Source organism: Hymenobacter miniatus (assembly GCF_016427455.1).
Lineage (GTDB): Bacteria > Bacteroidota > Bacteroidia > Cytophagales > Hymenobacteraceae > Hymenobacter > Hymenobacter armeniacus.
Window position 1 is genome coordinate 1 of sequence record NZ_JAELXR010000005.1, and the last position, 14089, is coordinate 14089.

Consider the following 14089-nt stretch of genomic DNA (forward strand, 5'->3'; position numbering starts at 1 on the left):
ACGGAATGACGTAGCCGGCGGCGGGCTCTGCGGTTTTGGCGTCCTCGGTGCCGGGCACTTTGCTCCAGTACAAGCCTTTGTGCTCCAGCATCACCACGGGGTTGGGGTCGAGGTAGCTGGCGCGCATCAGGCCCTTCATGTCGGCGGCGTTGCTGGGGTACACCACTTTGATGCCCCGAATGGTGAGCAGCGTGCTCTCGATGGAGCCTGAATGGTAGGGCCCGCCCCCGCCGTAGGCCCCAATGGGCACGCGAATGAGCGCCGGAATCGGAAACTTGCCCATGGAGAGGTAGCAAGATTTCGACAGCTCTTCCACCAGCTGGTTTAGCGACGGCCAGATGTAGTCGGCAAACTGAATTTCCACAATGGGCCGGGCCCCCACGGCCGCCATGCCGGCCGTGCTGCCCACGATGTAAGCTTCCTGAATGGGCGTGTTGAATACGCGGCCATCGCCGTACTTTTTCGCCAGCAACGCGGCTTCGCGGAACACGCCGCCCAGCTCGCCGCCCACGTCCTGCCCGTAGAACAAGGCTTCCGGAAATTCCCGCAAAATGTCGTCGACGGCGTGCAGGGCCGCGTCCACCATCAGGGCTTTCTCGGCGCCTGCCGGGCTGCGCTCACCGGCCTCGGCCGTCACCGCGGGCGGGGCAAACTCGTGGTCGGCAAAGGTGACCGGGTCGGGGTTGGGGGCCGCGAGGGCTTCGGCCCAGTCGGCCTGCACCGTGGCGCGGGCTTCGGCCCGCAGCTCTTCCAGTTCAGTTTCGGCAAAGCCCATAGCCAGCAGCTGCTGGTGCAGGCGCGGCAGCGGGTCCTGCGTTTGATGATGCGCAAGGTCGTGGCGGTACCACTCGCGGCGCACGCCGCTGGTGTGGTGGCCCAGCAGGGGGCATTTGGCGTGCACCAGCACCGGCCCGCGCCGGGCCCGCACGTGGGCAAACGCCTCGGTGAGGCCGGCGTAGGAAGAGCCGAAATCGGCGCCGTCTACCTGCATTCGGCGCAGGCCGGGGAAGCCGGCCGCAAACTCGTAGGCATTCATGGCGCGCATCTCACGGCCGGTGGCCGAAATGCCCCAATCATTATCCTGCACCAGATAAATAATGGGTAATTGATGCAGAATGGCCATTTGCAGCGCCTCCGACACTTCGCCTTCGGTCATGGCGCCGTCGCCAATCGAGCACAAGCTCAGCGAGCAGTTGGCCACCAAGTTTTCGCGGTTCTGCTTCACCTCGTCGGTGGCCCCCGCCAGCGCCTCCGCCGTCAACGACTCGAAGTACTTGATGGCATGGGCCACGCCCGTGGCCGGAATGGCCTGCATGCCCGTGGCCGAGCTCTGGTGCGGAATGACGGGTACCCCGGCCCGCCGCAGCGAAGGGTGCGAATAGTAAGTGCGGCCGCCGCTGAACGGGTCGCCGGCTTTGGCCATGAGCTGCAGCATGAGCTCATACGGGCGCAGGCCCAGGCCCAGCAGCAGGGCGTCGTCGCGGTAGTAGGGGGCGGCAAAGTCGGTTTCGGTGAGCAGGAAGGCAGCGGCCAGCTGTACGGCCTCGTGGCCCCGGGCGGTGGCGTGCACGTAGCGGGCGGCAATGGCTTTTTGCTCTTCGTAGAGGTCGGCCATGGCGGCCGCGGTGTGCATCAGGCGGTAGGCCCGGCGCAGCAGGTAGCGGTCCACGGTCGGGGCCGGGGCTTGGCTGCTGGCCGAAAAGGCGGCCGCCGCTGCCGCAGCCGCATTGGCCACGCGGGTGTTGGACAGGTCGGTGGTATCGGAAGCGGTGGGAGCTGCGAATTCTGACATCAGGGCAAGTGGCGGGTGAGGCCACAAAAGTACGCCCGGCCTCCGTCCGTATCTTTGCGCCGGGCCCCGAACCCCTTTTTTTCGGCCTGCGGGGTCTGTTTTGGCAGACCTTTGCTCACCCGGCCTGTCCGAACTTGCCCGATTTCTCAGTGAATCCAACCGCCTCTCCCACCGTTCGTCCCGAAATTGAAGCTTGGCTGGCTGATTTCCAGCTTCGCCTGTGCCAGCAGCTCGAAACGGCCGACGCCGGCTCCGCTCACTTCCTGACCGATGCCTGGCAGCGCGAAGGCGGCGGCGGGGGCCGCTCCAAAGTATTGGAACACGGCCGCGTGCTGGAAAAAGGTGGAGTAGGTTTTTCGGCGGTGTGGGGCGAAATGAGCGCCGCCGCCGCCCGGCAGCTGCACATGCCCGACCCGCATTTTTACGCCACTGGCGTGAGCGTGGTGCTGCACCCGCGCAGCCCCCGGGTGCCCATCATTCACATGAACGTGCGCTACTTCGAGGCTGGCAACGGCGAAGCCTGGTTTGGCGGCGGCATCGACCTGACGCCCATTTACGTGGACGAGGGCCAGGCCCGTCGCTTCCACGAGCGGCTCCGGGCCGTGTGCGACCGGCACAATCCGGCGTACTACCCCAAGTTTACCCGTTGGGCCGACGACTATTTTTACTTGCCCCACCGCCAGGAAACGCGCGGCGTGGGCGGCATTTTCTACGACCGCCTCACCGTGGGCCCCGACGGGACCGCCGAGGAGCTGTTTGCCTTCATGCGGGACGTGGCCGAGCTGTTCGGCCCTTTCTACGCCGAGCTCATGGCCGAAAACCACCCATTGCCCTACGGCGAGCGCGAAGAAGCCTGGCAAACCCTGCGCCGCGCCCGCTACGCCGAGTTCAACCTGGCCTTCGACCGCGGCACCCGCTTCGGCCTCGAAACCGGCGGCCGCACCGAAAGCATCCTCATGAGCCTGCCCCCGCGCACCGGCTGGGCCTACAACCCCGCCCCGCCGGCTCCCGGCTCGCCCGAGGCCACCACCCTGGCCTGGCTTCGCAAGGGCGTAGACTGGCTGGCCAATGCTTGAGGCCATCAAAGCCCTTGACCGGGCGTGGCTGCTGGCCATCAACCACGCCCATGCGCCGTGGCTGGACCGCGTGATGGTGCTGGCCTCCGACCGCACGGTGTGGTTTCCGGTGTACGCCGTGCTCATTGGCTGGCTCGTTTACCATTTTCGCTGGCGGGCGGCCGTGTTGCTGCCGCTGGTGGTGGCCGCCGTGGCCCTGGCCGACAGCATCACCAGCCGGCTATTCAAGCCTTTTTTCGGGCGGCCCCGCCCCTGCCACGACGCGGCCATTTTTACGCAGCTGCACCTGCCCGATGGCTGCGGCGGGCAGTTCGGCTTCCTGTCGTCGCACGCGGCCAACTCCATGGCGCTGGCCATGTTCATGGCCGTTACGCTTCCCGCGAAAAGATTTCGCAGTTTAAAAATTGTCATATTCCTATGGGCGGCTGTACTATCGTATAGCCGTATGTATCTTGGCGCTCATTACCCTACTGATGTGCTGGGCGGGGCCGCCATTGGGGGAGTGCTGGGCTGGACCGCCGCGTTGGTGTTTCGGCATTGGCAATCCAAGCGTTGGCCTGAAAACGCGTAAGAATCGTTGAATATGAGCAGTCCGGCGCGCCGCTTTCTCTTTCTGCTTTCGAGCACCCGCCGCATGGGCAACACCGAGCAGCTGGCTTACTGTGCGGCCAATTCGCTGCCGCCCAGTGCCCAGCAACGCTGGATTCATCTGCAGGACCACCCACTGCCCTACTTCGTGGACCTGCGCCACCACACGCCTTATCCCACGCCCACCGGCAACGCCCAACTCCTCCTCGAAGCCACCCTCGACGCCACCGACCTAGTGTTGGTGGCGCCGCTGTACTGGTACAGCCTGCCCGTGCACGCCAAGCACTACCTCGACTACTGGAGCGCTTGGCTGCGCACGCCCAACCTGGATTTTCGGGAAGCCATGCGGGGCAAAACCCTGTGGTCCATCGTGGTGAGCAGCGGCGACCGTGCCGAAACCCAACCCCTCGAAGACAGCCTCGTGCTCACGGCCCGGTACATGAACATGCGCTGGGGCGGCATGCTCTACGGCACCGGTTCGCGGCCCAACGACATTCAGGACGATGCCCGCGCCCTGCATCAGGCCCAGCATTTTTTTTCTGAATCAGCCCCGGCCCCCGATTCCCGCCCGAAGCCGACGCTGGCTACCATGCAAAAAGCCCGCTGATTGCTCGGCGGGCTTTTCTGGGCAGTTTTTATTGCGCGGGCTTGCGGTTGCCGGTGTGGCCGTCGCCGCGGTCGCCCTGGCCGGGCTTGCTGGTCTTTTTCGAGTTGTGCTTGTCGTCTTGGGACAGCGACTTGTGCAGCTCGACCGAGTGCCCAATCTGGCCGCTCTCGTCCCGACGGATGTAGCGTTTGTCGCCCTCGTTGGGCTCAATTAATTCGCGCTTCGACATGATGGAAAGGAGGTTACGTGGAAAGGTGGAATCCTACTTACGCGCTTGCTTTCCCGCAAGTTGTCAGGCGGTTTGGCCCAAGAGCTTGGCCACGTACTTGCCCACAATGTCAAATTCGAGGTTGACGGTATCGCCGGGCCGCAGCTGCTGGAAGCCGGTGTGCTCGTAGGTGTACGGGATGATGGCCACCGTGAAGCCGTCGTCGGTGCTGTCGAAGCAGGTCAGGCTGGTGCCGTTCACGCAGATAGAACCCTTGTTGACGGTGAGGCGGCCGGGGCCCGGCTCGTGTCCGAACCGGAACAGCCAAGAACCCTGCTGGTCTTCCACGCTGAGGCAGGTGGCCGTGGCATCGACGTGGCCCTGCACAATGTGGCCGTCGAACCGGCCCGTGGCGGCCAGGCAGCGCTCCAGGTTAATGTGGCGCCCGGGCGCCCACTGGCCCAGGTTGGTGACGCGCAACGTCTCATCAATGGCCGTGACGACGTGCGTGCCGGCGGCCGCATCCACGGCCACCACGGTGAGGCACACGCCATCGTGCGCCACGCTCTGGTCGATTTTCAGCTCCGCCGCAAAGGGCGAGCTGACGGTAAAATGGCGGTTGCTCCCTTGGTTTTCGACGGCAACGACGGTGCCCAGGGCTTCGATAATTCCGGTAAACATGAATGGCAAAATGACGGTGATGGGGCCGACCCAGGCATTGCGCCAGTACCAGAAAGCTGACGGGCGCGGGGACGGGGTCGGTAAAATGCAAAGAACGGCACCCGGTGACCGGAATGCCGTTCTGTGAATAAAACCACCGGACGGGCAAAAGGATTTTATTTCTCGACTTTGTCCAGCGCCTTCCAATCGAGTTCGCCGGTTTCTTTACGGCGCAGGAAATAGCTCTGGTCGTCGTCCTTGTTTTTGCCAAAGGTGAGGTCGGCACGGCACGAGAGGCACTTCACCGAGGTGTACTTGTATTTGCCTTGCGCCACCCGGCTGGTCAGGTCCAGATTATCGGAGCCGCACAGGCCACAGGCCGCCACATCGGGGAAGCTGAGCCGGTCGTATTCCGCCACGGTTTCGTGCAGGTTGCTGCCCTGCACGGTGAAGTGGAACTGACGGCGCCCGATGCGCTTGGTAATCATCATCTGCAACATTCTACTGCAATAAAACGGGGTTAATTGATGCTTTAAAATTACAAAATATCAGCCTCAAAAACAAGCAAATATCCTGTCAAAACCACATAAAAAAAGGCCCATGCGCGGGCCTTTTTTTACTTCCTAAATATGAGCTTATTGCTGCACAAATTTTACGGTGCGGCGGTTGACGCCAGCGCTTACTTCGCAGGTGTAGGCGCCCTTGGCAAGGCGTCCCATTCGCACGGGCACCTCGCTGCTGGTGCTGGCATTGAGCTGCTGCTGGGCCACCACCGCGCCGCGGGCGTCGAGCACGCGCAGCGTCAGGGGCTGGCCGCGCAGGTCCTGGGGCAGCACCAGCGTAAGCGCCCCTTCGCCGGCCGGGTTTGGGTACAGGCCCAGGGCCTCGGCGGTGGAGCTGCTGGCGGTGGCGGCCAGCGGCGCCGTGGGGTGCAGGGCGTTGTAGGCCGTCACAAAGTTGGGGATGCCGTAGCCGAGGCTGTTGTCGGGGTTGTTGGCTTGCGACGCGGTGCTGCGCAGGGCCGCAATCACCTGCTGCGCGGTGAGCGTGGGGTTGGCCTGCCAAAAGCCGGCCACCATGCCCGCCAGCACCGGGCAGGCGTACGACGTGCCGTTGCCGCGAAACGCCGCGCCGCTGGGCGAGAGCACGGCCGCCGCCTGGCCCATGGCCGCCAGCGTGGGCTTGATGCGCCCATCGGCCGAGGGCCCAAAAGAGCTGAACCCGGCCTTGTTGCCCATCGAATCGACGGCAGCCACCGAGATGATGGAGTCGGCATCGGCCGGGGCCGAGATGTAGCGCCAGAAATTGTTGCCTTCGTTGCCGGCGGCGCTCACCACCACCATGCCCACGCGGGCCGCCACGGTGGCCGCGCGCGAACTGATGGCCGTGCGGCCGTTCATGTCGGCGTAGGTATATGAGCGCGACGGGGCGTCGAACGTGGTGTAGCCCAGCGAGGAGCTGATGACGTCGACGCCGGCCGAGTCGGCGTATTCGGCAGCGGCCAGCCAGTTGGCTTCCTCGATGGGATGCTCTGAGTTAACGTCTTCGGTAATGCAGAGGTGAAACGTGGCTTTGGGCGCGGTGCCGATGTAAAAACCGGCCTGGTTGGCCGCAATGGCCGACACGCAGTTGGTGCCGTGGCTGTTGCGCAGGTACACGTTTTTGCCGCCGTCCACGAAGTTGCGCGTGGCCACCAAGCGGTTTTCCTGAAACAGCGGCTGCATGGCCGGAATCTGGTTCACGCCCGGGAAGCCGGCGTCGAACACGGCAATGTGCATGCCGTCGCCGCGGAAGCCCGCGTCGTGCATGGCCGTGGCGCCAATCTGCCGGTCTTGCTGGTAGGCCGGGCCGTATTGGGCGCGGGTGGCCAGCGTGCCGCGGGCGGCCACCGGCGGAACCTGCACGGGAGCCGGCGCGGGCGAGAATTTCTGCTGGCTGCGGTTGAGCGTGGCCGCGCTGCGCACAATGGGCAGCGCCGTGATACGAGCCAGGGTGACGGAGTCGCAGGCCACCACGGCGGCATTGAACCAGCGCGAGGTGTACACCACCTGCGGGCTGCCGGTCAGGTTTTTCACCTGCGTCACGTAGGCCGGGTTCACGGGCAGGTCGCGGGGCAGCACGGCGATGCCTTGCTTGGTGCGGCGGGCAATGGCGCGGGCCGACAAAAAGGCCTGGGGCTGCGTGACGGAGTAAGGCGTACCGGCCTTGTCGCGGAAGTACACCAAGTGGCGCCGCACCGTGCCCTGCGCCGCAGAAGGAGCCGCCGCCAGCAACTCAAGCGCCCCGGTCAGCAGTGCCAACCCTAACCATTTACGTGTCGAAAGCGCCATAGAAATGAGCTGAGGCGATGAATGCGAAAAAGAAAACAACCTACTTTACCACGTAGTCAATCAAAGTTTCGTGGCGAGTGCGGGCGCCAAAATAAGAGCCGTCCACGTAAATCTGAACGCTCGTATTGTTGGGGTCGGGGTAATTGAAAAAACTCTTGTTGAAACGGCGCCGAAACACCGGCCCAATGCCTTTGGCAAACACCTGCTGGTAACCGCTACGCTTGATGAGGCTGTTTTCGGCGGCAGTGCCGGTGTTGTTGGTGGTGAGCGTGGTGCTGTAGGCCTTCCCGGGCAAGCCCGTGGCACCGCCCCCGGTGGTGTAGGCCTGCCCCACCCGGGTATATTGCCGGGTTTGGTTGGTGACGGTGTCCTGGGCGCTGTTGTTAAACGCGTTGAGGTTCCACGTGCCCTCGTCCTTCACCGGAAACACCAGCTCCACGGTGCGCACATTGTTGCGGCTGAGGGCCACAAACTGGTCGTTGGCCGTGAGCACAAACACGCTGTCGTCGACCCAGGCCGTGGAGGGCGGCACCATCTTGGCCCGCACCAAGCGGTAGGCCAAGTTGCCCGCGGCGTCGGTGAAGGTTTCCGTAATGGTTTCCCGCAGCTTGAAGGCATTCACTGTGGGCACGCTCGGCACCACCACCCGGTTCACCAGCCTGGCTTCGCTCCAGGTAGTGTCGGCCACGGCGTAGGTCCAGGAGTTGCCCACGGCCACGGGGTAGTAAGCCTTGTCGGTTTGCGGCGTCACGTCCACCTCGTTTTTGCACGCGGGCAGGCCGGCGGCCAGCGCCAGCCCAACGCCGGAAAGCACAAGAAAGCGGGCGCCAGAAAGGAAGGAAAGCTTGTGATGCATACGCAAACCGATAGACAGGGGAAATGAGGCGTTAGCTGCCGGCTTCCGCCGGAGTCGCAAAAGGTAAGGGGATTTCGCCAATTACGTGCCGTTCTATCCAGCCGCCACCCAGCACATCCTGCCCGTCGTAGAACACGGCGGCCTGGCCGGGCGTGATGGCGTGCACGGGTTCCTCGAAATACACCCGGATTTTGCCGTCGACTTCTTCCAAGAATGCCGGGGCGCCGTCGTGGTTGTAGCGCACTTTCACCACGGCCGGCACCAAGCCGCGGCCCGCCAGGCTGGCTTCTTTGCCCATGTTGAGCTTGCCCACCACGGTGGCCGTGCTGGCCAGTTCGTCGTAGTTGCCCAGCACCACCTCGTTGGTATCGGGCCGGATTTCGAGCACAAACGCCGGGTAGCCCAGGGCCACGCCCAGCCCCTTGCGCTGCCCGATGGTGTAGAACGGGTAGCCCTCGTGCTTGCCAATCACGCGGCCGTTTTTGGTCACGAAGTTGCCGCCGGCCACGCGGGCTTCCAGGCCCGGCACGCGGCGGCGCAGGAAGCCGCGGTAGTCGTTGTCGGGAATGAAGCAGATTTCGTAGCTCTCGGGCTTGTTCACCAGCTCGGTGAAGCCGCGCCGGCGGGCCTCGTCGTAAATCTCGGTTTTGCGCATGCCGCCCAATGGGAACAGCGTGCGGCTCAGGCTTTCCTGGCTCACGCCCCACAGGGCATAGCTCTGGTCTTTGTTTTCGTCCAGGCCCTTGCTCACCACGAAGCGGCCGGTTTCAGCGTCTTTGCGGATGTTGGCGTAGTGGCCCGTGGCAATGTATTGGCAGCCGAGTTGGTCGGCACGGCGCAGCAGGGCGTCCCACTTGATGTGGGTGTTGCAGAGCACGCAGGGGTTGGGCGTGCGGCCGGCCAGGTACTCGTCGGTAAAATTATCAATTACAAAATCACCGAATTCGTCGCGAATGTCGATGATGTAGTGCGGGAAGCCGAGCGTCACGGCAATGTCGCGGGCGTCGTTGATGCTGTCGAGGGAGCAGCAGCCGGTTTCTTTCTTCGAGCCGCCGGCGCTGGCGTAATCCCAGGTTTTCATGGTCATCCCAACCACTTCGTAGCCTTGCTCGTGCAGCAGCACGGCGGCCACGCTGGAGTCAATTCCGCCGCTCATGGCGACAAGTACTCTTCCTTTTACTTCGGTATTCATATTGGTGGTGCAATTCACCCGGAGCTTGAAAGGTTCCGGCCGGCACGTGCAAAGGTACGGCTTCGCATCACGTGGAATGCCAACGGGCATCACGCCACATTTTCTGCCTCCCTGATGCAGCAGGTTCGGCGCAGTCTGGTAGCCAAAAAGACTATTTGCCCCGGCCTTCGATGATAATTTTCAGGGTGTAGAGCAGCACGCGGAAGTCCATGGCCAGGCTCATGTTCTCAATGTAGAGAATGTCGAATTTCAGGCGTTCCACCATCTGGGCCACGGTTTCGGCGTAGCCGTATTTCACCTGGCCCAGCGAGGTGAGGCCGGGGCGCACGCGGTGCAGGTGGCGGTAGTGCGGCGCAATTTTCACAATTTGGTCGATGAAAAACTGGCGCTCGGGCCGGGGGCCCACGATGCTCATGTCGCCCTTCAGCACGTTCCAGAACTGGGGCAGCTCGTCGAGGCGCACCTTGCGCATGAAGCGGCCCCACTTGGTGATGCGCGGGTCGTGGTCGGAGCTGAGCGCGGGGCCGGCCTTTTCGGCGTCGACGTACATCGACCGGAACTTGATGATGCGGAACGGGTGCCCGTTGCGCCCAATCCGCTCCTGCCGGTAAAACACCGGCCCGGGCGACGACAGCTTCACCATCAGCGCCGTAAAGGCATACACCCAGCTGGCCAGCAGCAGAAACAAGGCCGAGCCCACAATGTCGATGAGGCGCTTGAGGATGACCTGCCACAGGGGCAGCAAATCCTGCTTGATTTCGATGAGCGGCGTGCCAAACAAGTGGTTCACCTTCACCGAGCCCAGCAGCATCTGGTACAGGTCGGGCAGGATGCTGACGCGGGCCGGAGTGCCGTCGAGCAAGGTCAGAATGTCCTGAATGAGGCGGTGCTCGCTGGGCTCGATGGCGATGACGATTTGCTCAATCTTGAGGGCCCGCACCAGGGCTGGCAAGCGCTGATAAGAGCCGCGCGCGGGCAGCTCAGCGGCCAGGCCCGGGTCGATGGTGTCGCCGACGGGCGCAAAGCCCACCAGCCGCAGGCCCAGGTGACGGCTGGTCCGCGCCAGCTCATGAAACGTATTCAAGGCCAAGGCATTAGAGCCCACCAGCAAGGTGGGGAAGGAAATGCGCCCCTTGCGAATCTGGCGCTGCACGCTGCTCACGGCAATGGTGCGCAAAATGGCCGTGATGAAGAAATGCAGCAGATAGTACGCCGAGAACGTCTTGTAGTAGGCCCGGTAATTCACCACACCCTGGTCGTCGAGCAGCAGGGTAAAAAAAATGACCACTGCGCCGAGCAAGGACACCCGCGCCAGCCGGATGATTTCGCCCAGGCGCGACTTGCGGTAGATGTCGCGGTATTCCCCGACCAGGGTGTAGAGAAAGGTCCAGAATACGGCGATGAAAATGGCCGAGCCGGTAAGGTCGAACAGGGCCCCTTCGGTGAAGCGGTAGCCCGTCAGCTCGTTCAGCAAGTATTTGCGAACGAGGTAGAAGCACATCCATGCCAACAGGGCCGCGCCGAAATCGGCGGCGACCAGTTTGATGTATTGAAAACGGCGGACGAGCTGCAAAACGGCGGACGAGGTAGTATTTTAGCGGCCTGAGGACAAAAACCGCGCCGCGCAAAGGTAGGGCCGTTGCCCATTTGCGGCTGCCGCGCCCCCCTGACGGCCGCCCGGCTTTTTTTTCGACCACCACCCAACCCGCTCTCGCCATTACACCGCTTCCGGACACTTACCGCCACCAGGGCCAGCGGCGTGCGCTCGCCCGTGAGCTGCGCCAGCGCGGCATCCACGACGAGCGGGTGCTGGCGGCCATTTCCACCGTGCCGCGCCACCTCTTCTTCGAGCCCGCTTTCGAAGCCCACGCCTACCAGGACAAGGCCTTTCCCATTGGCGAGGGTCAGACCATCTCGCAGCCCTACACGGTGGCGTTTCAGACGCAGCTGCTGGGCGTGCAGCCCGGCCACCGCGTGCTGGAAGTGGGCACGGGCTCGGGCTACCAGTGCGCGGTGCTGCTCCAGCTCACGCCCCACGTCGACAGCATCGAGTTCAACTCAACACTGTATGCCCGCACCCGGGGGCGGCTGGCGGCGCTGGGCGCCGGCGGGGCCCAGCTGTATTGCGGCGACGGCTCGGTGGGCCTGCCCGCCCGCGCGCCGTTCGACGGCATTCTGGTGACGGCCGGGGCCCCTGGGCTACCCCCGGCGCTGCTCCGCCAGCTGCAGATTGGCGGCCGGCTGGTGATACCCGTGGGCGACAATCAGACGCAGCGCATGGTGCGCGTGACGCGCGAAGGCCCCGAAAGCTTCGTACGCGAAGAGTTTGAGGAGTTTCGGTTTGTGCCGCTGCTCGGGGCCAGCGGCTGGCGCACCTCCTAAGGGCACCGGGTGAGCGAAGCGGCCGGCCGGGCGTAACTTGCTCGGCAATGGCGGCCGTCGCGGGCCTGTGCTCCACCCGGTTTCGTAGCCGTGGCGCCGCTTTTGCTCCTCTTCCACCCTCTTTTCAGAACGCATGCTGAAACTGTTACGCATTGCCCGGCGCTGGCTGCTGGGCATGGGCGCAGCCATGGCCCTGGCCCACCCCGCGGCCGCCCAAACCCCCGCTGGCCTCGTCCGCCGCTACCCCGAGCACCAAACCGGGTTCCGCTGCGCCTTCGACAGCGCCCAGCAGGCGGCCTTTGCCCGGCAGCCCGGCGCGGCAACCGAGTACCAGAGCTTTTTGCGGCGGGTGGCCAACATGCCCGCCGCGGCCCAAGCGCGCCTGCTGGCCACGCCCGACGTGACGGTGCCGATGGTGATACACATCATTCACACGGGGGGCAGCAGCAACATCACCGATGCGCAGGTGTACGACGCCGTGCGCGTCATCAACGAAGACTTCAGCAAAACCAACCGCGACACGGCCGACGTCATTCCGTTTTTCCGGCCGCGCTACGCCAATGTGGGCTTCCAGATGCGGCTGGCCAAAAAAGACCCCAACGGCAACTGCACCACGGGCATTACCCGGACGTATTCGACCGACACCAACATCGGCGACGACCGGGTGAAAAGCCTCATCGTGTGGGACCAGGCCCGCTACCTCAACGTGTGGGTGTGCGTGAGCGCCAACGGGGCCGGCGGCTACGCCTACCTGCCCTGCTCGGGCGGCTCCGTGGACGGCATCGTGATTCGCAACGCGCAGTTTGGCAGCATCGGCACCTCGGGCGGCAGCAATTTGGCCGTCCGCTCGCTCACCCACGAAATCGGGCACTACTTCGGCCTGCCGCACACCTGGGGCGGCAGCAACACGCCGGGCCTGGCCTCCAACTGCGGCATCGACGACGGCATTGCCGACACGCCCAACACCACGGGCATTTCGGGCGGCTGCAACCTGAGCTTCGCGCCCTGCACCGACCCGGCCACCGGTCAGCCCATTCTGGCCAACGTGCAGAACTACATGGACTACTCGTCGTGCACCCGCATGTTCACGCAGGGGCAGCGGGCCGTGATGCGGGCTTCGCTGCAGCTGAGCTGCCGCCAGCGCCTCACCACGCCGGCCAACCTGCTGGCCACGGGCACCAACGACGGCTTCGTAGGGGGCAACTGCGCGCCTACGGTGGCCTTTTTGCCCGCCGCCACGGTCATTTGCGAAGGCAGCACGGTGTCGTTTCAGGACTTTTCCTACAACGCCGACCTGACCGCGCCGGGCACCACCTACGCCTGGCAATTTCCGGGCGGACAGCCCAGCACGAGCAACCAGCGCAACCCGGCCGTGACCTACCCCACGGGCGGCCTCTACGACGTGACCCTGACCATCACGGCCAACGGCGTGAGCGGCAGCACCACCCGCACCGGCCTGATGCAGGTGATAGGCGGCAACGCCGGCCTGATTGCGCCGGTGGCCGAGTCGTTCGAAAACGCCAACTTCCCCGCCAACTTCGCGGGCATCGACTTGCGCAACTGGTCAACTTCGGCGTCCTCGACGTCGGGCGCGGCCCGTTGGTTGCGCCTGAGCGCCTCGCCCGGCGCCCTGCAAGTGAGCGACGGCACGGCCTGCGTGGCCGTGCGCAGCTCGCTGATTCCGGCCGGCACCCAAACGCGTTTGGTTTCGCCCAACGTCAACCTGAGCGGTTTCACGGCGGCCAACCCGCCTGTCCTCACGTTTGACCGGGCCTACGCCCTGCGCCCCACCGTCGTGAACGAGTACCTCAGCGTACAGTTCAGCACCGACTGCGGCCAGACCTGGCAGACCCAGCGCAACTTCTTCGGCACGGACCTCAACACCCGCGACACGCTGCGCGTGTTCGGCTTCACCCCCACCGCCGCCTCCGACTGGCAGCGCCTGAGCGTGCCCATCCCGGCCACCTACCTCACCAGCCGTTTCCAGCTGCGCTTTCAGATGGTGAGCAACGGCGGCAATAACTTGTACCTCGACAACGTGCGCATTGGCCTGGCCAGCGCCCTGGCCAGCCGCAACGCCGCCGCCGCGGGCGCGCTGCGGGTATTCCCCAACCCCCTCACGGCCGAAACCGCCGTAGAATTCAACCTGACGGCGAGCGGGCCCGTGGAGCTGCGCCTCACCGACTTGGTGGGCCGCCTGGTGCAGCCCGTGGTGCTGGCCACCGGCCGCCCGGGTGCCCAATCCTTGCCGCTGCTGGCCGCGGGCGCAACCCGGCCGGCTCCTGGTGTGTATGTAGTTGAACTGCGCACTGCCGCAGCACGTTGGACATCGAAAGTGGTGATTCCCTGACCTAGCGCACTGTTATTGAGCCCCGAATTCTGAGCCCGCATTGGGGCA

13 protein-coding genes are annotated in these 14089 nt (G+C 64.4%); 5 read left to right on the top strand and 8 right to left on the bottom strand.

The features are described 5' to 3' along the window. Positions 1–1633 (bottom strand): alpha-ketoacid dehydrogenase subunit alpha/beta (locus JAO73_RS08950; protein ID WP_410504991.1); only part of this gene is annotated, 1633 nt, incomplete at its 3' end. Positions 1634–1941: 308 nt separating this feature from the next. On the opposite strand from JAO73_RS08950, the gene hemF reads away from it, so the two are divergent. From hemF to JAO73_RS08965, 3 genes are read left to right on the top strand one after another with little or no spacing between them, the layout of a single operon-like run. Further along, on the top strand, positions 1942–2868 hold the full coding sequence (gene hemF, locus JAO73_RS08955) for an oxygen-dependent coproporphyrinogen oxidase (protein ID WP_198976737.1): 927 nt from the start codon (positions 1942–1944) through the stop codon (positions 2866–2868). Continuing rightward, a complete protein-coding gene (locus JAO73_RS08960; protein ID WP_198976738.1) occupies positions 2861–3439 on the top strand; it encodes a phosphatase PAP2 family protein in 579 nt (192 codons plus the stop codon). The genes hemF and JAO73_RS08960 overlap by 8 nt, the downstream gene beginning before the upstream one ends. 12 nt (positions 3440–3451) lie before the next feature. Then, positions 3452–4063 (top strand): flavodoxin family protein, encoded by a 612-nt coding sequence (locus tag JAO73_RS08965; protein WP_198976739.1) that lies wholly within the window; start codon positions 3452–3454, stop codon positions 4061–4063. 28 nt (positions 4064–4091) lie between these two features. Here JAO73_RS08965 and JAO73_RS08970 read toward each other — a convergent pair whose 3' ends face one another. The 7 genes from JAO73_RS08970 to JAO73_RS09000 form a co-directional block, all read right to left on the bottom strand. After that, positions 4092–4292 (bottom strand): hypothetical protein, encoded by a 201-nt coding sequence (locus JAO73_RS08970; RefSeq protein WP_198976740.1) that lies wholly within the window; start codon positions 4290–4292, stop codon positions 4092–4094. A gap of 63 nt (positions 4293–4355) precedes the next feature. Next, entirely contained in the window at positions 4356–4952 is a 597-nt protein-coding gene (locus JAO73_RS08975; protein ID WP_198976741.1) for a riboflavin synthase, read from the bottom strand. Between the two features lie 155 nt (positions 4953–5107). Then, positions 5108–5422 carry a hypothetical protein gene (locus JAO73_RS08980; RefSeq protein WP_198976742.1) on the bottom strand — a complete coding sequence of 105 codons (315 nt, stop codon included), beginning with the start codon at positions 5420–5422 and terminating at the stop codon, positions 5108–5110. Positions 5423–5566: 144 nt separating this feature from the next. Next, complete coding sequence (locus tag JAO73_RS08985) at positions 5567–7231, bottom strand: S8 family serine peptidase (protein WP_198976743.1); 1665 nt, start codon at positions 7229–7231, stop codon at positions 5567–5569. A gap of 70 nt (positions 7232–7301) precedes the next feature. Further along, positions 7302–8075, bottom strand: coding sequence for a hypothetical protein (locus JAO73_RS08990; protein WP_198976744.1), 774 nt, complete (start codon positions 8073–8075; stop codon positions 7302–7304). A 73-nt stretch (positions 8076–8148) separates the two neighbouring features. Further along, complete coding sequence (mnmA, locus tag JAO73_RS08995; RefSeq protein WP_190922500.1) at positions 8149–9309, bottom strand: tRNA 2-thiouridine(34) synthase MnmA; 1161 nt, start codon at positions 9307–9309, stop codon at positions 8149–8151. Between the two features lie 151 nt (positions 9310–9460). After that, entirely contained in the window at positions 9461–10882 is a 1422-nt protein-coding gene (locus JAO73_RS09000) for a sugar transferase (RefSeq protein WP_233169060.1), read from the bottom strand. 143 nt (positions 10883–11025) lie between these two features. On the opposite strand from JAO73_RS09000, the gene JAO73_RS09005 reads away from it, so the two are divergent. Both JAO73_RS09005 and JAO73_RS09010 read left to right on the top strand, forming a co-directional pair. Then, on the top strand, positions 11026–11691 hold the full coding sequence (locus JAO73_RS09005; RefSeq protein WP_198977049.1) for a protein-L-isoaspartate(D-aspartate) O-methyltransferase: 666 nt from the start codon (positions 11026–11028) through the stop codon (positions 11689–11691). Between the two features lie 133 nt (positions 11692–11824). After that, entirely contained in the window at positions 11825–14041 is a 2217-nt protein-coding gene (locus JAO73_RS09010) for a M43 family zinc metalloprotease (RefSeq protein WP_198976745.1), read from the top strand. Positions 14042–14089 lie beyond the last annotated feature (48 nt).